This is a genomic window from Agrobacterium tumefaciens str. B6 (assembly GCF_001541315.1).
GTDB classification, from domain to species: Bacteria; Pseudomonadota; Alphaproteobacteria; order Rhizobiales; family Rhizobiaceae; genus Agrobacterium; species Agrobacterium radiobacter.
Genome location: NZ_LMVK01000001.1, coordinates 220,628 through 238,577 on the forward strand (window position 1 = coordinate 220,628; position 17,950 = coordinate 238,577).

The 17,950-nt window shown below is 58.5% G+C and carries 19 protein-coding genes; 8 read left to right on the forward strand and 11 right to left on the reverse strand.

The window, feature by feature from the left end; translation table 11 throughout:
- Positions 1-145: 145 nt before the first annotated feature.
- The 5 genes from ASB65_RS01100 to ASB65_RS01120 all read right to left on the reverse strand — a co-directional run bounded on the left by ASB65_RS01100 (position 146) and on the right by ASB65_RS01120 (position 5,093).
- Positions 146-1,435 carry an RsmB/NOP family class I SAM-dependent RNA methyltransferase gene (locus tag ASB65_RS01100; RefSeq protein ID WP_060722811.1) on the reverse strand — a complete coding sequence of 430 codons (1,290 nt, stop codon included), beginning with the start codon at positions 1,433-1,435 and terminating at the stop codon, positions 146-148.
- 61 nt (positions 1,436-1,496) lie between these two features.
- The gene (locus tag ASB65_RS01105) at positions 1,497-1,865 is read right to left on the reverse strand and encodes a septal ring lytic transglycosylase RlpA family protein (RefSeq protein ID WP_003503862.1); all 369 of its coding nucleotides are present in this window, start codon (positions 1,863-1,865) and stop codon (positions 1,497-1,499) included.
- A gap of 427 nt (positions 1,866-2,292) precedes the next feature.
- A complete protein-coding gene (locus tag ASB65_RS01110) occupies positions 2,293-3,165 on the reverse strand; it encodes an SDR family oxidoreductase (RefSeq protein WP_060722812.1) in 873 nt (290 codons plus the stop codon).
- 3 nt (positions 3,166-3,168) lie between these two features.
- The gene (gene queG, locus ASB65_RS01115) at positions 3,169-4,320 is read right to left on the reverse strand and encodes a tRNA epoxyqueuosine(34) reductase QueG (RefSeq protein ID WP_026363808.1); all 1,152 of its coding nucleotides are present in this window, start codon (positions 4,318-4,320) and stop codon (positions 3,169-3,171) included.
- Between the two features lie 80 nt (positions 4,321-4,400).
- Positions 4,401-5,093: a glutathione S-transferase family protein gene (locus ASB65_RS01120; protein WP_003503856.1), complete on the reverse strand. Its 693-nt coding sequence runs from the start codon at positions 5,091-5,093 to the stop codon at positions 4,401-4,403.
- Between the two features lie 158 nt (positions 5,094-5,251).
- Here ASB65_RS01120 and ASB65_RS01125 point away from each other — a divergent pair, with 158 nt between their 5' ends.
- A complete protein-coding gene (locus tag ASB65_RS01125; protein ID WP_003503855.1) occupies positions 5,252-6,058 on the forward strand; it encodes an undecaprenyl-diphosphate phosphatase in 807 nt (268 codons plus the stop codon).
- 608 nt (positions 6,059-6,666) lie between these two features.
- Here ASB65_RS01125 and ASB65_RS01130 read toward each other — a convergent pair.
- From ASB65_RS01130 to dnaN, 6 genes are all read right to left on the reverse strand, one after another.
- The gene (locus ASB65_RS01130; protein ID WP_003503853.1) at positions 6,667-7,647 is read right to left on the reverse strand and encodes a complex I NDUFA9 subunit family protein; all 981 of its coding nucleotides are present in this window, start codon (positions 7,645-7,647) and stop codon (positions 6,667-6,669) included.
- Positions 7,648-7,767: 120 nt separating this feature from the next.
- Positions 7,768-8,055: a DUF1330 domain-containing protein gene (locus tag ASB65_RS01135; RefSeq protein WP_060722813.1), complete on the reverse strand. Its 288-nt coding sequence runs from the start codon at positions 8,053-8,055 to the stop codon at positions 7,768-7,770.
- 17 nt (positions 8,056-8,072) lie between these two features.
- A complete protein-coding gene (gene pyrF, locus ASB65_RS01140; RefSeq protein WP_060722814.1) occupies positions 8,073-8,780 on the reverse strand; it encodes an orotidine-5'-phosphate decarboxylase in 708 nt (235 codons plus the stop codon).
- Positions 8,781-8,784: 4 nt separating this feature from the next.
- Positions 8,785-9,381, reverse strand: a complete 597-nt coding sequence (locus ASB65_RS01145; RefSeq protein ID WP_003503847.1) for a histidine phosphatase family protein — start codon at positions 9,379-9,381, stop codon at positions 8,785-8,787.
- A gap of 96 nt (positions 9,382-9,477) precedes the next feature.
- Positions 9,478-10,071: a phospholipid N-methyltransferase PmtA gene (gene pmtA, locus ASB65_RS01150; protein ID WP_003503844.1), complete on the reverse strand. Its 594-nt coding sequence runs from the start codon at positions 10,069-10,071 to the stop codon at positions 9,478-9,480.
- A 194-nt stretch (positions 10,072-10,265) separates the two neighbouring features.
- Positions 10,266-11,384: a DNA polymerase III subunit beta gene (gene dnaN, locus ASB65_RS01155; RefSeq protein WP_031233744.1), complete on the reverse strand. Its 1,119-nt coding sequence runs from the start codon at positions 11,382-11,384 to the stop codon at positions 10,266-10,268.
- Between the two features lie 267 nt (positions 11,385-11,651).
- Between dnaN and rsmI the strand changes: the two genes are divergently transcribed.
- From rsmI to ASB65_RS01190, 7 genes are all read left to right on the forward strand, one after another.
- Positions 11,652-12,590, forward strand: a complete 939-nt coding sequence (rsmI, locus tag ASB65_RS01160; RefSeq protein ID WP_003503840.1) for a 16S rRNA (cytidine(1402)-2'-O)-methyltransferase — start codon at positions 11,652-11,654, stop codon at positions 12,588-12,590.
- Entirely contained in the window at positions 12,580-12,948 is a 369-nt protein-coding gene (locus tag ASB65_RS01165) for a YraN family protein (RefSeq protein WP_003503837.1), read from the forward strand. The genes rsmI and ASB65_RS01165 overlap by 11 nt, the downstream gene beginning before the upstream one ends.
- Before the next feature lie 13 nt (positions 12,949-12,961).
- Positions 12,962-13,522 (forward strand): sugar O-acetyltransferase, encoded by a 561-nt coding sequence (locus ASB65_RS01170; RefSeq protein WP_003503835.1) that lies wholly within the window; start codon positions 12,962-12,964, stop codon positions 13,520-13,522.
- Between the two features lie 108 nt (positions 13,523-13,630).
- Positions 13,631-14,929, forward strand: coding sequence for an extracellular solute-binding protein (locus ASB65_RS01175; protein WP_060722815.1), 1,299 nt, complete (start codon positions 13,631-13,633; stop codon positions 14,927-14,929).
- An 83-nt stretch (positions 14,930-15,012) separates the two neighbouring features.
- The gene (locus ASB65_RS01180; protein WP_003503830.1) at positions 15,013-15,978 is read left to right on the forward strand and encodes a sugar ABC transporter permease; all 966 of its coding nucleotides are present in this window, start codon (positions 15,013-15,015) and stop codon (positions 15,976-15,978) included.
- A gap of 10 nt (positions 15,979-15,988) precedes the next feature.
- Positions 15,989-16,831: a sn-glycerol-3-phosphate ABC transporter permease UgpE gene (gene ugpE / locus ASB65_RS01185; RefSeq protein WP_003503828.1), complete on the forward strand. Its 843-nt coding sequence runs from the start codon at positions 15,989-15,991 to the stop codon at positions 16,829-16,831.
- Positions 16,832-16,841: 10 nt separating this feature from the next.
- Entirely contained in the window at positions 16,842-17,942 is a 1,101-nt protein-coding gene (locus tag ASB65_RS01190) for a sn-glycerol-3-phosphate import ATP-binding protein UgpC (protein WP_003503827.1), read from the forward strand.
- Positions 17,943-17,950 lie beyond the last annotated feature (8 nt).

Here is a 17,950-nt window from a genome sequence, read left to right on the forward strand (position 1 = left end):
CTTCGGCAGGCGTGAAATGACTTCAGGCTGCGGCAAGCGAGTTCTGACCCAATCACAAACTTGTGTCAAACATTCTAGTTTAGAATGCTTTGAAACAAGATCGAGGGCTGTTTTTCAAGTAAAATCAGTGCTTGCAAAGATGGCGTTATGCTTTGCGTTTCATCAAGCAGAAGAAGAAGCCATCCGTATCTGTGGTTGCAGGCGTCAGCGTCACTGTCTTGCCGTCGGAAGAATGCGGCTTATTCGCATTGTCGCCAAAAATCGTCTGCCAGCGCTGCAACGCGGAGCCAATGGAGAATTCCGTATTTTCCTCGCAGAAACGTCTGACCTGCTGTTCGTTTTCTTCGGGCAGAACCGAGCAGGTAACATAAAGCAGCTCACCGCCCGGGCGCACGAAAACCTTGGCCTGCGAAAGCGCTTCGCCCTGCTGCTGCACGCGCTCTTCCAGATTGCGCGCCGTCAGCCGCCATTTGGTATCGGGGCGTCGGCGCCAGGTTCCGGTGCCAGTGCAGGGCGCGTCCACCAGAACGCGGTCAAATTTTCCCTGAAACGGCGTAAGGCCTGATGCGCGGTCATGGACCTGCACATTGCGCGTGCCGGCCCGCTTCAGCCGCTCGATGATGGGCGCAAGGCGCTTGCGGTCGGCGTCAAAGGCGTGGACCTGGCCCTTATTGTTCATGCTGGCAGCCATGGCCAGCGTCTTGCCGCCGCCGCCCGCGCAATAATCGAGGATCTGTTCGCCTTCATGCGCACCTGCAAGATCGGCAACAATCTGCGAGCCCTCGTCCTGCACTTCGAACCAGCCTTTCTGGAAGGACAGTTCGGCGGTGACGTTCGGCAGGCGGGAAGGGCCCTCGCCGGCGGGGAAGCGCACGCCCCGCCGGGCGGTACGCGTGGCTTCCGCGCCGCTTTCTTCCAAAGCCTTTAGCACCTTGTCGCGCGTCGCTTTCAAGGTATTGGCGCGCAGATCAAGCGTGGGGCGCTCGTTCAGCGCCTGCGCCTCGGCGAGCCAGCGCTCTCCGAATGCCGTTTCGAGGGAAGATTGCACCCATTCGGGTATGTCGCCCTGAATATGGGCCGGTGCGTCATCGAGGGAACGGGAGAGAAAGGCCTGTTGCCTTTGTTCGTCCGGTGCGGCGGGAGCGAATTTGTCGCCGTCGAATTCTGCCGAAAGGTCCGAAAAGCTCTTGCCCCATTGGCGCAGCAGCACGGCGTAGCCAAGAGAGGTGGCGCTATCGTCATCCATCAGCCAGGCGTGCGACAGTTTCATGCGCAGCGCGTCATAGACGATGTTGCCGATTGCCGCCCTGTCGCCGGAACCGGCGAAACGATGGGCAAGGCCCCAATCTTTCAGAGCATCGGCGACGGGACGCCTGCGTCCCTCAATATCCGCCAATACTTCGATTGCTCCGGCCAAACGCCCGCCTAAACGCATTGTCTACCTCGTTCTTCTGATAAGCCCGGTTGGTAGACGCGAATGGCGGCGAGGGCAAGGCTCAATCGGCCTTGACGATCTCGTAGCAAACCTTGGCGGTGCCGGAGTTGATCATGCCGATGTTCTTGGCGGCCGCCTTGGAAAGATCGAGAACGCGACCCTTGATGAACGGCCCGCGGTCGTTGATGCGCACCACAACGGCCTTGCCATTGCGGGCATTGGTCACCTTGACCTTGGTGCCGAACCGCAGCGAGCGGTGGGCGGCGGTCAGGTTGGCGGCGTTCATGCGCTCGCCAGAAGCAGTCTTGGAGGTCAACGCATACCACGATGCGCCTCCACAACCATTTGCCGCATTCGCCTGAAGAGGCGCAATGATGGAACAGGCGGCGATAGTTGCAGCGGTGAAAGTTATACGACGGATATTCAACAAACTGTGCTTCCCTGAAAATCGGCCCCGCGCCGATTGATTGTGCCCTTGCTAAACGGCCATGAACTGGCCTGAACGCCTTTTGATGCGAGATTGTAGGGCGAGGGAAAAATGGCGAAAAAAAGCTGATCTCAAATCACGAACTGTTACAGTCTGTAATATTCGTGATCGTTAGCCGGAAAGGCGTCGTCTGGCCATCCCTGTCACAATTCGGAAAAAATAATGCAGAATCAACGCTCAATGGAAATGTTGTTGCAAGTCACGGCTTCGTGAATCCACTTCACGAAATGTGAGTGAAATATTTTTCTAATGACTACGATTTTAGTGATTTTTGGATGGTTAATAAAGTCCTAATTAGCTGAAATAAGACGAAAACCATCCGCAAAAGCCGGATTGGAAGGATTTTTCATCGCTTTCGATGGGACCATTCTCAGCCTCGCCAGAGGCCGTTTTCCCACAATTGTTTCAGGGAGAGTCTGTACTCCGGAAAGCGGAAATCGAAGCCAAGATCGCGTATTCTGGCATTCGAAACGCGCTTGTTCTCGCCATAGAAAGAGCGCGCCATCGGCGTCAGATCGGCGGTTTCAAAAGCCTGCTCGGGCGGCGGTTCCACGCCCATCAGCGTCGCTGCGAAGCTCACCACATCCTGCGGCGGGCAGGGTTCATCATCTGTCACGTTGAAGATACCGCGTTCGTTTTTTCGTGCCAGAAAGGCAAGTGCGGCACCGATATCCTCGACGCGGATGCGATTGAACACCTGGTCCTTCTTCACAAGCCGCCGCGCAGTTCCCTTTTCGAAATTCATGAAGGCATTACGTCCCGGGCCATAAATTCCGGACAGGCGCAGGACGGAAAGCGGCACATTCGCCTTTTGGGCTGCTTCAGTCCAGGCAGCCTCAGCGGCTACCCGTTCCACGGAGCGCGCGGAAACAGGGCGGCAGGGTGTCGTCTCGTCCACCCAGGCGCCGTGATGGTCGCCATAAACACCGACGGTGGAAAGATAAGCGACCCATGTCAGATTGGGCAGGAACTTTTTCAGATCGCCGCCCAGAAGCGCAAGCAACGGATCGCCATCCTTGCCCGGCGCGACGGATTGTACGAGATGCGTCACATTGCCCATGGCGGCGATGAGCTCGTCATTGAGATGGACCCCGTCAAAGAGGAACGGCGTCATGCCCGCTGTGGCGAGGCTTGCGAACTTGTCTTTGCTGCGTGTGGTGCCGGAAAGGCTTGCGGCCTCGGGTTTCAGCGCGTTTGCAATGGCCTTGCCCGAATATCCCGCGCCAAAAATCATCACATGCATGGTTCACGCCTCTGCCAGTTGCCATTCCATTTCCGCCTCCGGATCAGGCTCCGGGGCGCGACCGGCAGAGTATGTACGGAATTCGTCCCTGTCCATAAGCCGTGACAAAGCCCATGCGGCCATGCCGCGCACCTCGGGCGAAGGGTCAGTTTCCGCAAGCGCCTTGCATTGTTCCACGAATTGCCGGTCTGCGGAGTTTCCCGCCGCGATCAGCACATTGCGGATGAAGCGATTGCGGCCGATGCGCTTGACCGGTGAGCCGCTGAAGAAACTGCGAAACGCAGCGTCATCGAGCGTGAGCAGGAAGGCGATGGAAGGTTCCTTCAGATCCTCGCGCGCCTGCAGTTTCATCTCGGAGGCGCTGGCCGCGAATTTGTTCCACGGACAGGCGGCAAGGCAATCGTCGCAGCCATAGATGCGGTTGCCGATCATCGGGCGGAACTCGTGCGGGATCGGCCCCTTGTGCTCGATGGTGAGATAGGAGATGCAGCGGCGAGCGTCCAATTGATAGGGCGCGGGGAAGGCAGCCGTCGGACAGGCATCGAGACAGGCGCGGCAGGAACCGCAATGATCCTTTTCGGCCTCATCGAGACAGAGTTCGGCCGTGGTGAACATGCTGCCGAGAAACAGCCATGAGCCATGGGTGCGGCTTACTAGGTTTGTGTGCTTGCCCTGCCAGCCGAGACCGGCTGCGGCGGCGAGCGGCTTTTCCATCACAGGCGCGGTATCGACAAAGACCTTCACATCTTCGCCGGCGCGCGCGGCAAAACGGGTTGCGATCTCCTTCAACCGCCCCTTGATGATGTCGTGATAATCGCGGTTGCGGGCATAGACCGAAATGGCGGCCTTGTCCGGTTTGGAAAGCAGGTCGCGCGGATCTTCTTCCGGGCCGTAGTTCAGTCCGAACATGACGATGGAGCGCACGTCGCCCCACAGCGTTTTCGGTTCGGCACGCCGTGCTTCCGTTTCCTCCATCCACGCCATCGTGCCGTGATAGCCGTTGTCGAGAAACTGTCTCAGCCGTTCCGGCGCGAGCGGAATGCTGTCTGGGGCGGTGATGCGACAGAGATCGAAGCCGAGCGAAAGCGCTTCCTGACGAACGAAGTCCGTCAGTTTGTGCGCGCGTATCCGCTGCTTTTCGCTCGCGACGTCGATGGTCGTTTCTCCTGCGGGCTATTCTGCGGCATATATAGGCTGAGCCGCAGGCCACAGCAAACAACCAGCAGGACTGGAACTTAGAAATCCAGATCGGCGTAGTGGGAGGAGGGGGCAAGGCGCGGAATGCGCTCGCTCAGGAACGGCCGGAAGGACGGGCGCGATTTCAGCCGCTGATACCATTCTTTGGCAATCGGCGCTTCGAGCCAGTTGATCTCGCCGAGATAGTCCAGCACCGAAACGCCGGCGGCTGCGGCAAGGTCGGCATAGCTCAACCGATCGCCGGCGAGCCATGTGCGCGAACCGGCCAGCCATTCCAGATATTTGATATGCTGGCGGATATTGTTGCGGGCGGTGCGCAGCAGCTTGGAATCCGGCGGTCCGCCGCCCTGGGCCGCCGTCATCTGCAATTTATAGACCCGTTCCCGCACCAGCGGCCGGGTCACGTCATTTTCCATCTTCTGCAGAAACCACTCCGTCAGGCGACGGATTTCCGCGCGCTGAAACGGGTCTTCCGCCAGAAGCCGGCGGTCGCGCTTCAGAACGCCATGCGTTTCGTCGAGAAATTCGGCAAGCACATAAGGCCCGCTCAGCGAGCGCATATTGTCATCGAGATAGACCGGCAGGGTGCCGGCCGGATTGAGCGCCAGAAACTCCCGCCGTCTTTCCCACGGCTGCTCCTCCACGAGATCGGTCTGGAACCCGTATTCCGCAAGGATCAGACGAACGAACCGGGATGCGGTCGACATCGGAGAGTGATAGAGAGTTGGCATCGGTACTCAATTTTTACGATTGGTTGTCATGATCGGCATTTGCCGGAAAACTTTTTCAGTTTCGCTTCATCAAGACGCTATAAGAGCTTGGCTACTTTAAAACAAGTTTAACGCAATTGCCTTCCATTGCCACTTCCCCCTGAAAAGAAGGATACCTCATGGGTGACCAATCGATCATCAGCGCGCTTCTGCTGGGCATTATCGAGGGTCTGACGGAGTTCATTCCCGTTTCCTCAACGGCACATGTGCTGCTGGCCGGGCATTTCCTCGGCTTCAAATCACCTGGCAACACCTTTGCCGTCCTCATTCAGCTCGGCGCGATCCTTGCGATTCTTCTCGTTTATTTTCAAAAGCTTATGTCTATAGCCTTGGCCCTGCCAACCAGCGCCAAGGCGCGTCGTTTCGTGCTGGCCGTCGCTCTCGCCTTTTTGCCGGCGGCGATAATCGGCGCCTTGGCGCATGATTTCATCAAGACCGTGCTGTTTGAAACGCCGATGCTCATCTGCGTGGTGCTGATCATCGGCGGCGTCATTTTGCTTGCGGTCGATCGCCTGCCGCTGAAACCGAAATATACCGACATCATGGATTATCCGCCGTCGCTTGCCTTCAAGATCGGCCTCTTCCAGTGCCTTGCGATGATTCCCGGTACTTCGCGATCCGGCGCTACAATCGTCGGCTCGCTGCTGATGGGCACGGACAAGCGTTCCGCCGCCGAGTTTTCGTTCTTTCTGGCGATGCCGACCATGCTCGGCGCTTTCACGCTCGACCTTTACAAGAACCGCGATGCGCTGAGTTTTGATGACGGCGCGCTGATTGCCGTCGGTTTCATCGCCGCTTTTGTCTCGGGCCTCTTTGTTGTTCGCTCTCTGCTGGATTTTGTGTCGCGTCGGGGCTTTGCGCCCTTTGCCTGGTGGCGCATCGCCATCGGTTCGCTGGGGCTGATCGCGCTTCTGGTTTTCGGCTGAGCCGAGGACGGGAATAACCCTCGTCCGTAATGAACGAACAAAAACAGAAAAAGCGCCCCGGAGAACCGGCGGCGCTTTTTCTTTGAAACTTTTAAAGGCCGATCAGTTGGTGCTGATCGAAGCCGTTGCGCAGGGGTCGACGCCGTAGGCGGGAGCGCAACCGCTCTTGCCCGCTGCAACCGTTCCCGGCGCCATGAAAGAACCCGCCAGAACCACCAAAGCCGCACACGCAAAAAAGAGTGCGATAGATCTGCCCATTTTATTATTGCCTTTCAGACGTTCGTTCGCGCGGATCGTGCCGCCGTGTGTGAAGTGAGGGTTCGGGATATGTTTGGAATGTGGCGAATATCAATAAAGCAGCTTGTTGAATACCGGGTTAATGCGAAGTCTTTTCCACAGTTGCGCTTGTGCCACGCTTGCCTGTGGCGGCCGGACGGCCGTTAACTTTTACCCGGCTTTAGAAATCTGCCTTAGTTCATTCTACACCTCCCCTGCAGTTGAGGAGAAAATGCACGAATAGCGGTTTGGTTGCAATTGAATTGGGCAAAAACAAAAAGCGGGAATGGCTCCCGCTTTCGTTGAAATCGCTGGCGCTGCAGGCCTGAGCTTCAGGCAGCTTTACCTGCGTTTGAGAACTGGCCGTGGGTGCGATATTGCACCATGTAGGACGGCAGGATGGAGGCGACGCGAACGGGGGTGATGCCGATACCCTCCAGCGTCAGGCCGTTCTTTTCCGCCTCGGCGGAGACGACATTGTCCTTTTTCAGCATGGTCACCTGATCGACCGTCAGCGGCGGCTTAATCAGCGGCACCAGCGAAGTGAGCTTGGCGATCGTTGAGGCGATCCCGAAAGGCAGGTCGACAAAAGGACGCTGGCGGTACGTTGCAGCAAGAACCGCCTCAAGACAGTCGCGGAACGTCATCACGTCCTGGCCGCCGAGTTCGTAAATGGCGCCGGGCTTCAGCTTGCCATCGACGCCACGGGCGACGGCTTCGGCGACATCCTCGACATAGACCGGCTGGAATCTGGTTTTTCCGCCGCCGATCAGCGGCAGGAAGGGCATGCTGCGGGCCATCTTGGCGAATTTGTTGAAGAAATCGTCTTCCGGTCCAAAAATGATCGACGGGCGAAGGATCACGGCGCCCGGCAGGATGGAATGGATGGCGGCTTCGGCGCGGCCCTTGGTACGGCCATAACCGGTCGGCGAACCCGCTTCCGCACCGATGGCGGAAATATGCGTCAGCGTGGCGCCAGCATCGCGGGCCGCCTCGGCAATGGCTTTCGCACCGAATTCCTGAACGGCGTCAAAGGTGTTGCGACCGCTTTCGGTCAGGATGCCGACGCAATTGACCACATGATCAGCATCCTCCACGGCTTTGACGATGGAGTCGCGATAACGCAGGTTCGCCTGGGCAAAGGAAATCTGACCAACATTGCCGAGCGGCTGCAGGAAGCCGGCAAGATCGGGGCGACGTACGGCGACACGGATACGATAACCGCGCTTCGCAAGTATCCGCACGACATGCCGCCCGACAAAACCCGAACCGCCAAAAACGGTGACGAGGGGTGGAAGGTTGGCCAAGGTCATGGGAGGCTCCTCAGAAGCTGTCGATAAAGCGTTTTTCAGTCTCTTAGCCCAAAGCCGCGCGCGCGTGAAGAGATGTTGTCGCAGGGCAGGGGCCGGTTTTGGAAATGCGGTTGACGCCCGTCAAATTCCTTCGACGATCACCATCTCCGCATCCGCGATTTCCTGGCGGATTTTGGCGGCTGCCTGATATTCGGGGGAGTTGTAGCAATCGATGGCGTGCTGAACTGACGGGAACTCTATGACGACATTGCGGGCACGGGCCTTGCCTTCCAGCTCGGTCAAGGCACCGCCACGGGCCAGGAAATTGGCACCGAACCGCTCGAAGGCGGGCTTTGCCGTCGTGACATAGTCCTTGTAGCGCTCACTGTCGCGTACATCGACGCGGGCGATCCAATATCCCTTTGCCATTTCATCTGCTCCTGTCGTTACTGATTGGCCGGAAAGCTGGCGCGCAGCATGTCATCAAGAATGGCGTGGGCCGCCGCCTTCGGATCTTCCGCCCGAACGATCGGGCGGGCGACGACCAGATGGCTCGAGCCGGCCTTGATGGCGTCGTAGGGTGTCATCACCCGCTTCTGATCACCAAGATCTGCGCCGGCAGGGCGAATGCCGGGGGTAACGACGGCAAGATCCGGACCGAGAATTTCGCGCACGGCGGTCGATTCCTCTGCCGAACAGACGATGCCGCCCATGCCCGCTTCGCGCGCCTGTTCCGCCCGGCGCAGCACCAGCGTACGGGCGTCCGACGCGTAACCGGCTTCGGCCAGATCAACGTCATCCATCGAGGTCAGCACGGTGACGCCCAGCAGGCAGAGGCCGGAACCTTCAGCAGCCTTCACTGCAGCGCGCATGGCTTTGGGGTAGGCGTGCAGGGTCAGCATCGACATGCCCATGCGGGCGATGTTTTCGACACCGGAAGCAACCGTGTTGTCGATGTCGAGCAACTTCATGTCGAGAAAGACCTTCTTGCCGCTCTGCACAAGGTCACGCGCGAATTCGAGACCGCCGGCGAATACCAGCTGGTAACCGATCTTGTAGAACAGAACCTCATCGCCGATTTTCGAGACGATGTCTTCGGCCTGCTGCACAGTCGGAACATCCAGCCCGACGATGAGTTTTTCGCGCGCGGTCATTGTCTTATCCCTGCCATGTTTCCATTGCCGTCCAGTCGCATGTGGGGGACGCGGCTGCAAGTGAAAATTCGGCGATGGAAAAGTGGAAAAGATTGCCGCCGCCGGGCGGCTGGTCCTTGCTGCGGCTGATGTCACGGCCTTCGATATGGCATTTCAGGAGCGTACCTACGCCACCATGACCAACAAAGGCGATCGGCTGCCGCGGATCGTGTCGCTCGAAAACGGCTTTGACGGCCCGGACAATCCGCGCCTGCGCATCGATTGCGCGCTCCCAGCCGTGAAAACTTTCTTCGGGGTTGGCGAAGAACCAGTCCGCCGCCTTCTCGAATTCCGGCGGTGGCAGGAAGCCGGTGGCAGACCGGTCATTTTCATGCATCGCCTCGACGATCTCTATCTCCGCTCCGGAGGTTTCGGCGAGGATGCGGGCGGTTTCGATCGCCTTGGTTTCGGCGCTGGAAACAATGCGGCGCAATGACCGCGCCCAGGGCAGGCGGCTCGCCTCCCGTGCCCGCTCGGCCCCTCTCTCCGAAAGCCCCCATTCGGGAACGGGAACATCCGCATCGATCTTGACCTGGGGATGGGTGATGTAGAGCGCATGCATGGTAATCGGTCCTCAAAGGCGATGGAAAGGGCAAATCAACACCCTAACCATTCGTCGCGACCGGGAAATGACGGCCTTGCCTATCCTGTCGGGCAATCAGGCCCGCGTATATGTCCACAATTGCGCCGGCGGAATATTGCGCACGATAAAATCGAAATGGCGGATATGGTAGAGGTGCGGCTGCGCGACGATCGGGGAGATCGGACCGTAGGATATCTGCACGACGGGACGGCCGTGGGGCACGCGCTTCAGCAATTCGTCGAGAAGCTTGATACGGGCGGCCATGGGGAAATTCAGCATCGGCACGGCGGAGACGACGCTGTCGAACATCTGGCCCTTGTGCTCGCCAAGCGTCGCATCGAGATCGAAGGCGTCGCCATTGATGAAATTGACGCCCGGATAGCTCCTGAGCAGCTGATTGTAGAAATCGGTCGAATATTCGATGGCGGTCAGGTTCTCCGGCTTGATGCCGCGTGCCAGAATGGCCTTGGTGATGACGCCGGTGCCAGGGCCGAGTTCGAGAACCGGCAGGCCGGAATGGGGGTTGATGACACTCGCCATTTTTTTCGCTGTAATCGACGACGTCGGCACAATGGCTCCGACTTTTTTCGGCTGGCTGACCATGCCCTTGAAAAAGCGGATTTCTTCCTCAAATTTCTGTTCAAGCCGTTGCTTCAGGTTAAGTGCCATAGTTCCCTCAGATGCTTTTGGTCATTATCAAAAAACTGTTACGTACTGTTGATCCCATTTGGCGCAAAAACAAGGCAAAATGTCGTAACTGGAAAAATTCGCTTTCGACGTGAAACTTCTTCGGCCGAATCAAAAAAACGCCGGTGAAGCAGTTCCCCGGCGTTCTTGATGAAACTGATGAGAAATGCGCGTTTTCAAACGCGCATCGGCATCAGAACATAAAGCGCATCATCGCCAGCGGTGTCGCGAACCAGCGTCGGCGAGCCGGCGTCGGCCAGCAGGAAAATCGCGTCGTCGCCGGAAAGCTGCGAGGTGATGTCGAGGAGATATTTGGCATTGAAGCCGATTTCCATCGAATCATTGTCATAACCGACGGCCACTTCTTCCGTCGCACTGCCCGAATCCGGGTTGTTGACGGTCAGCGTCAGCTGGCCATTGGTGAGCGCGAGCTTGACGGCGCGGCCGCGCTCGGAAGAAATGGTCGAGACGCGGTCGACAGCCTGCGCGAAAGTCTGGCAATCGACGCGCATTTCCTTGTCATTGCCGGTCGGGATCACGCGCTGGTAATCGGGGAAGGTGCCGTCGATCAGCTTCGAGGTCAGAACGACCGAACCGATGGTCAGGCGGATTTTCGCATCCGAGACTTCGACGGTGACTTCCAGTTCCGGATTGTCCATCAGCTTCTGCAGCTCGCCGACGGTCTTGCGCGGAATGATGATGCCAGGCATGCCTTCGGAACCGGAGGGCGCATCCACATCGGCGCGCGCCAGACGGTGACCGTCGGTGGCGACGGCGCGCAGCTTCAGGTCGCCATTGCTTTCAATGGTGTGGAAGAAAATGCCGTTCAGGTAATAACGCGTCTCTTCGGTCGAAATCGCAAATTGCGTCCGGTCGATCAGCATCTTCAGGTCGGTCGCCTTCAGTTTGAAGGTGTGGCTGAAGGTGCCGGCGGTCAGGTCGGGGAAATCCGTCTCCGGAAGGCATTGCAGCGAGAACTTCGAGCGGCCGGAGGCAACGGTCATCGAGGAGCCGTCCGGGTTGGTCGCCAGAAGCACCTCGGAACCGTCAGGCAGCTTGCGCACGATTTCATAAAGCAGGTGCGCCGGCACGGTGGTGGCGCCCGCCTGCTCCACCATGGCCGGGGTCGCTTCGGTGATTTCCAGATCGAGGTCGGTCGCCTTCATGTCCAGATTGGCGCCGGATGCGCGCAGGAGGACGTTGGACAGGATCGGGATCGTGTTGCGACGCTCGACAACCCGGTGGACGTGGTTCAGCGATTTCAGAAGGTTCGACCGCTCAAGAGTAATACGCATGGACGCTACCGCTTTCAACCGTTGCGAACCGGCCACCGCCGGATCGGCAAGAAGAGTCTTCACCGGCCGCAAAGCCGGACAATGTGGACGGGCAAAATGGCAGAGTTATTGCAGAAAATGCAAGAGCCGAGTGCGTCTGCCGCCGCTCATTTTGCTGCTATACAGCATGATCCACAGGCTTGAACCATCCATGGAGCTTGTTCGCCGGTTTTCTATTGCCCATAAAGAGGGAAAACCGGAGCGACCGGCCGGGAATGATCGGCCAGAATGATTGGAAGCCGTGTGACGGAAGAAATATCGAACAGCGACAACAGAGACAAGAAGAGCTTCAGGATCGGCACGGCCACCATTGCGGCACGACCGCTGGAGCCCGCCCTTTATCTCGTGGCCACGCCCATCGGCAATCTCGGTGATATTACCATCCGTGCGCTGGAAACGCTGGCCTCGGCCGATGTTCTCGCCTGCGAGGATACCCGCGTCACCCGCATCCTGCTCGAACGTTACGGTATCCGCACCCGCCCGCTCTCCTATCACGAGCACAATGCCAACGAAGCGGGACCGAAGCTCATCGCAGCTCTCGAGGCCGGAAAATCCGTGGCGCTGGTATCGGATGCCGGAACGCCGCTGGTTTCCGATCCCGGTTATCGCCTCGGTCAACTGGCGCTTGAAGCCGGGCATCGCGTCGTGCCGGTGCCGGGCGCTTCTGCGCCGCTTGCCGCCCTCGTCGGCTCGGGCATGCCGAGTGACGCCTTCCTGTTTGCAGGCTTTCTGCCTGTGAAAGATCGCGGCAAGCGCGACCGTTTTGCCGCGCTGGCGAAAATCCCCGCAACCCTGATCTTCTTTGAATCGCCGCATCGTATCGGTGCTTCCGTCAAAGTCGCGTCGGAGGTGCTCGGCCGCGACCGCCGCGCCGTGGTCTGCCGTGAACTGACCAAGACTTTCGAGGAATTCCGGCGTGGCACGCTCGGCGAGCTTGCGGATTATTATGATGGCGACCGGGTGGTGAAGGGCGAGATCGTGCTTCTGGTGGAGCCGCCCTCCTATGATGAGATACCCGATATCGAGGATGTCGAGAAGCTTCTGAAGGATCTCGTCGCCACCATGTCGGCCGCCAAGGCCGCGGGTGAAGCGGCGAAGCTGACGGGCCTGCCGCGCAAGGAGCTTTATCAAAGGCTGCTGGATATGAAGGAAACGGATGGCCGCTGACGGGCGAAGCAATGAAAGGCGCAAAGCCGAACGACGCGGCCATGCTGCGGAATATTGGGCGGCACTTTATCTGCTGCTGAAGGGATATCGCATCCTCGCCATTCGTTATCGCACCCGGCTGGGGGAAATAGACCTCATCGCCCGCAAGAAGGACCTCGTTGCCATCATCGAGGTCAAGGCGCGGTCCTCAGGAGCCGGTGCGGTTGATGCTGTCGGCTTCCATTCGCAGCAGCGCATCCGGGCGGCCGCCGATCTCTGGCTCGCCCGCCGCAAGGATGCCGCGCGGTTTTCACTGCGTTTCGATATTGTCGCGGTCCTGCCGCATCGCCTGCCGCAGCATTTCATCGACGCCTTTTGAGGGGAGGGAAACAATGTCCACCGAACGGGAAAAAATGGCCGCGGGCGAATGGTACAGCTGCATGGATACGGAGCTGGATATATTGCGCTGGCGGGCACGAAAGGCCGTCCACCAGCACAATACGATGCCGCCGGATGAGCGCGGGGCGATTGCACCGCTGCTGCGCACCCTCTTTAATTCTGTCGGGGAAGGCGCATTTCTTGAAGCGCCGTTTCATTGCGCTTACGGTTTCAACATTACGCTGGGCAAAAATGTTTATCTCAATGCCGGCTGCACCATTCTCGATTCCGCGAAGGTCGCGATAGCCGATGGCGCGATGCTCGGGCCTGCTGTGCAGATTTATTGTGCGGAACACCATCTGGACCCGGTGCCGCGGGCGCAAGGCATTGAAATCGCGAAGCCTGTGACGATCGGGCGAGATGTCTGGATCGGCGGCGGAGCGATCCTTCTGGCGGGCATCACCATTTGTGACGGCGCGATTGTCGGCGCCGGTTCGGTGGTGACGCGCAATGTGCCGCCGGGCGTGACGGTGGTGGGAAATCCGGCTCGGCCCATAAAGCGTATAGCCGACTGAGAGTTTCGCCAGCTGCTGTAATAAATCTGACATGGAACTGTCAAAGAGGCGTCATCGAACGCCTCTATTCGCATCCTCACCCCAATAAATGGTGGAGAGGATTTAGTAATGTTGAAGAAGATTTCCATGGCCGCAGTGGCCGTCAGCATTTCGGCGACGTCTTCCATGGCTGCTACCAACATCAGCTGGTGGCATGGCATGGGCGGCCGTAACGGCGAAGTCATCAACGAAGTTTCGCAGAAGTTCAACGAAGCCCAGAAGGAATGCGCTCTGACGCCGGTTTCCAAGGGCTCCTATGAAGAAGCGCTGGCCAGCGGCATCGCTGCTTTCCGTTCGGGCGAACAGCCGAACATCCTCCAGGTTTTTGACGCTGGCGCTGCCACCATCATCAACGCCAAGGGCGCTGTCATTCCTGCCGAAGACCTCATCAATAAGGCCGGCTACAAGTTCGACCGCGACGCCTTCATCAACGGCGTGCGTTATTTCTACGCTGCCGCTGACGGCAAGTTTGTCGGCATGCCGTTCAACTCCTCCGCTCCCATCATGTATGTCAACGACGAAGCCCTGAAGAAGGCCGGCGTCGAAGCCCCGAAGACCTGGGAAGAGTTCGAGAAGGTTGCGCCGAAGCTGAAGGAAGCCGGTTACATTCCTCTCGTTCAGTCGCAGCTGACCTGGCAGTTCACGGAGAACTTCTTCTCCCGTAACAACATCCAGTTCGCCACCAACAACAATGGTTACGACAGCGTCACTGACACCAAGCTCAAGGTCACCGACCCGAACCTCGTCATGATGTTCGACAAGCTGAAGGACTGGAAGGACAAGGGCCTGTTCGCCTATTATGGTGCCGGCTGGAACGACAACCAGAAGCCGTTCGAAGAAGGCAAAGTCGCTTTCTGGATCGGTTCTTCGGGCTCCTTCGGCGGTCTGCAGAAGACGGCGACCATGCCGTTCTCGGCAACCTTCCTTCCCTACTGGGGCTCCATCAAGGGCGCCGGCACCAACTCCTTCATCGGCGGTGCAGCTCTCTTTGCAATGTCGGGCAAGTCTGAAGCCGAAAATAAGTGCGTGGCTGACTTCTTCCAGTTCCTGACCTCGCCGGAAATCCAGGTCTTCTACCACAAGGCAACCGGTTACGTCGCCATCACCAAGGCCGCTTACGAAAAGGCCAAGGCTGAAGGCTACTACAAGGAAAAGCCGGTTGCGGAAGTCGGTATCCAGCAGCTGTCGCTGCCGGGCGGCGAATGGTCGAAGGGCTACCGCTTCGGTTTCTATCCGCAGATCCGCGCCGTCATGGAACGCGAATATAACCGCATCTTCTCCGGCGAAGTCACGCCGAAGGCTGCTTTCGAGATCATCGAGAAGGAAGGCAACGACATTCTCGCCCGTTTCGCCAAGACGGCCGGCTAATCGGCCCGTTTTAAACCAACGATAGTTGTCGAGCCTCCTTTCCGCCGGAAGGGAGGCTCGCTCTTGGATAAGGAAGCGAAAACGTGGCCTATACATCCTCACAACCGAGCCGATTTTCCGGCCGGTCCGCAAAGCCCGGAAAACCGCCGAAGGCTGCTGAAGCCGGCATGAAGCGCGTGCAGTTCTCCTCGTCCTTCGTGCCATATCTGTTTCTGGCGCCGCAGCTTGCGGTGATCTTCATCTTCTTCTATTGGCCGTCCGTTCAGGCCGTGCAATCTTCCTTTTTTATCGAAGACCCTTTCGGATTCGGCGCGTCCTTCGTGGGCTTCGCCAATTATTCGGATGCGATATTCAGCCCGGAATATCTCGGCATCGCCAAATTCACGGTTGTTTTCACCGTGTTGGTAACCTTCTTTTCGTTGGCGCTCGGCCTTCTGCTTGCGGTCAAGGCTGATGCGGTCATTCGCGGCAGCTCGACATACAAGACGGTGCTGATTTCCGTCTACGCCATCGCGCCGCCTGTCGCGGGTCTTATCGGCATGATGTTCTTCGATCAGCATATCGGCCCCTTCGTGAAGATGGCTGCGTTTCTCGGCTGGGACATGAAGGTCGGCCTCAATTATTTCGATACGGCCTTCGCCATGATCGTCGTCGCGGTCTGGAAGCAGATTCCCTACAACTTCATCTTCTTCCTTTCGGGTCTCCAGGGCGTTCCGGTCTCCGTGCGGGAAGCCGCCTCCATCGACTGCCGCTCCGGCTTTCGCCGGTTCTGGACGGTGATCATGCCGCTTCTGGCGCCCACGGCCTTCTTCCTGCTGATCATCAACATCACCTACGCGCTCTTCGACACATTCGGCGTCATCGACGTGATGGTGAAGGACAAGGCCGCTAACAACCCGATTACGCTGGTCTACAAGGTGTTTCTGGACGGTTTCCGCGGCAATGATATCGGCGGCTCTTCGGCCCAGTCCGTCATCCTGATGCTGGTCGTCTTTGTTCTCACCATCATCCAGTTCCGCTTCATCGAAAAGCGCATCCACTACAATTGAGGGAAAACCAATGTACAAGACAAAACCCCTCGATCATCTGGTGCTGATCATTGGCGCGCTGTTTCTGATCCTGCCTGTTATCGTTGCCTTTATGACGTCCACTCACACGGCGGCGGAAATCCACCGCAGCGGTCTGGCGATCGTTCCCGGCGACAATTTCATCGAGACCTACGAAAAGGTCCTGACCCAGAAGGGTGGTTTCACCGGACAGGTGACGGGCCTCAACATGGTGCTGAATTCGCTGATCCTCGGCATCGGTTTTGCTGTCGGCAAGATCGTCCTGTCGATGACGGCCGCCTATGCGATTGTCTATTTCCGCTTCCGTTTTGCAACGCTCGCCTTCTGGATCATTTTCACCACGCTGCTCCTTCCGCTGGAAGTGCGCATCATGCCCTCCTATGAGGTCATGAGCAAACTCGGTCTACTGAATTCCTACACCGGCCTCATCGTGCCGCTTCTGGCGTCTGCGACCGGAACCTTCTATTTCCGGCAGTTCTTCAAATCCATTCCGGAGGAATTGCTGGAAGCCGCCCGCATAGACGGTGCGGGTCCGGTCAAGTTCTTCATCGATGTGATCATCCCGCTTTCCCGTACCATGATGGCGGCGATCTTCATCATCATGTTCGTCTACGGTTGGAACCAGTATCTCTGGCCGATGCTGATGACGAATGACGAAAAATTCTTCACCCTGATGCGTGGCATCAAGTCGATCCTGCAGGTCTGGGTCGGTTCGCAAATTCCCGATTACAACGAAGCTTTCGCGCTTGCCGTTCTGGCCATGCTGCCGCCTGTGATGATCGTCGTGATCTTCCAGCGCTGGTTCATCAAGGGCCTCACCGAAAGCGACAAATAAGGAAACCGAAATGGCCGCGATAGAAATCAGTCAGGTCTGCAAAGACTATCATGGCGGCGTGCGCGCCGTGCATCACGTCGATATCGACATCAGGGACGGCGAGTTCATCGTGCTCGTCGGCCCCTCCGGCTGCGGCAAGTCCACGCTGCTGCGCATGGTCGCCGGGCTCGAGGACATCTCCGAAGGCACGGTGAAGATCGGCGACCGGGTGGTCAACCAGACCGATCCCGCCGATCGGGATATTGCCATGGTGTTCCAGAACTACGCGCTTTACCCGCATATGTCGGTGCGCGAGAACCTGGAATACGGGTTGAAGAACCGCAAGACGCCGAAGGCGGAAATCGATGCGCGCGTGGCAGAAGCTGCGCGTATGCTGCAGCTTGAACCCTATCTGGAGCGCAAGCCGCGCGCCCTTTCCGGCGGCCAGCGGCAGCGTGTCGCCATGGGTCGCGCCATCGTGCGCAAACCGGCGGCTTTCCTGTTCGACGAGCCCCTGTCCAACCTCGATGCCAAGCTGCGCGTTTCCATGCGCGGCGAGATCAAGCGTCTGCAAAAGCGTCTCGGCACCACCTCTATTTACGTCACCCACGATCAGCTGGAGGCCATGACGCTGGCCGATCGTCTTGTTGTGCTGAATGGCGGCCGTATCGAACAGATCGGCGCGCCGCTTGATGTCTACCACACGCCCGCCTCCACCTTTGTCGCCAGCTTCATCGGCTCTCCCGCCATGAACCTGCTGAACGCCGAGTTGCATGGCGATAGCCTTGCCGTCGGTCCGGCGCTCTTTGCGCTCGACGGTTTTGCACCCACCTCCGGCCCGATAACGGTGGGCATGCGGGCGGAAGATTTCCGCCTCGCTGCGGCAGGTGAACAGGGCTTCCCGCTTCGGGTCGATTATATCGAGGAACTGGGTTCGCAGCGTCTCATCCACGGCATGATCGGCGACCAGAGTCTGACGGTTGCGTTCCCGCCGGATGTCGAGGTTCCGTCCGCGCTCTCCGTGACGATCGCGCCGGAAAAACTGCATTTCTTCTCCAGCGAAACCGGCAAGCGCATTGCCGGCAAAGCGGAGCAGCTGGCGGCGCAGCCCGCGCAGATGGCGACGGCCTGAGCGCATCG

What these genes read in the sequence shown, in the direction of transcription:
- pmtA (WP_003503844.1), bottom strand. Translation starts at nt 10,071, where the DNA reads ATGGCACTTAACCTGAAGCAACGGCTTGAACAGAAATTTGAGGAAGAA.
- ASB65_RS01130 (WP_003503853.1), bottom strand. Translation starts at nt 7,647, where the DNA reads ATGACCTTGGCCAACCTTCCACCCCTCGTCACCGTTTTTGGCGGTTCG.
- ASB65_RS01110 (WP_060722812.1), bottom strand. Translation starts at nt 3,165, where the DNA reads ATGCATGTGATGATTTTTGGCGCGGGATATTCGGGCAAGGCCATTGCA.
- ASB65_RS01170 (WP_003503835.1), top strand. Translation starts at nt 12,962, where the DNA reads ATGTCCACCGAACGGGAAAAAATGGCCGCGGGCGAATGGTACAGCTGC.
- ASB65_RS01190 (WP_003503827.1), top strand. Translation starts at nt 16,842, where the DNA reads ATGGCCGCGATAGAAATCAGTCAGGTCTGCAAAGACTATCATGGCGGC.
- dnaN (WP_031233744.1), bottom strand. Translation starts at nt 11,384, where the DNA reads ATGCGTATTACTCTTGAGCGGTCGAACCTTCTGAAATCGCTGAACCAC.
- rsmI (WP_003503840.1), top strand. Translation starts at nt 11,652, where the DNA reads ATGATTGGAAGCCGTGTGACGGAAGAAATATCGAACAGCGACAACAGA.
- ASB65_RS01120 (WP_003503856.1), bottom strand. Translation starts at nt 5,093, where the DNA reads ATGCCAACTCTCTATCACTCTCCGATGTCGACCGCATCCCGGTTCGTT.
- ASB65_RS01145 (WP_003503847.1), bottom strand. Translation starts at nt 9,381, where the DNA reads ATGCATGCGCTCTACATCACCCATCCCCAGGTCAAGATCGATGCGGAT.
- ASB65_RS01135 (WP_060722813.1), bottom strand. Translation starts at nt 8,055, where the DNA reads ATGGCAAAGGGATATTGGATCGCCCGCGTCGATGTACGCGACAGTGAG.
- ugpE (WP_003503828.1), top strand. Translation starts at nt 15,989, where the DNA reads ATGTACAAGACAAAACCCCTCGATCATCTGGTGCTGATCATTGGCGCG.
- ASB65_RS01175 (WP_060722815.1), top strand. Translation starts at nt 13,631, where the DNA reads ATGTTGAAGAAGATTTCCATGGCCGCAGTGGCCGTCAGCATTTCGGCG.
- ASB65_RS01125 (WP_003503855.1), top strand. Translation starts at nt 5,252, where the DNA reads ATGGGTGACCAATCGATCATCAGCGCGCTTCTGCTGGGCATTATCGAG.
- pyrF (WP_060722814.1), bottom strand. Translation starts at nt 8,780, where the DNA reads ATGACCGCGCGCGAAAAACTCATCGTCGGGCTGGATGTTCCGACTGTG.
- ASB65_RS01100 (WP_060722811.1), bottom strand. Translation starts at nt 1,435, where the DNA reads ATGCGTTTAGGCGGGCGTTTGGCCGGAGCAATCGAAGTATTGGCGGAT.
- ASB65_RS01165 (WP_003503837.1), top strand. Translation starts at nt 12,580, where the DNA reads ATGGCCGCTGACGGGCGAAGCAATGAAAGGCGCAAAGCCGAACGACGC.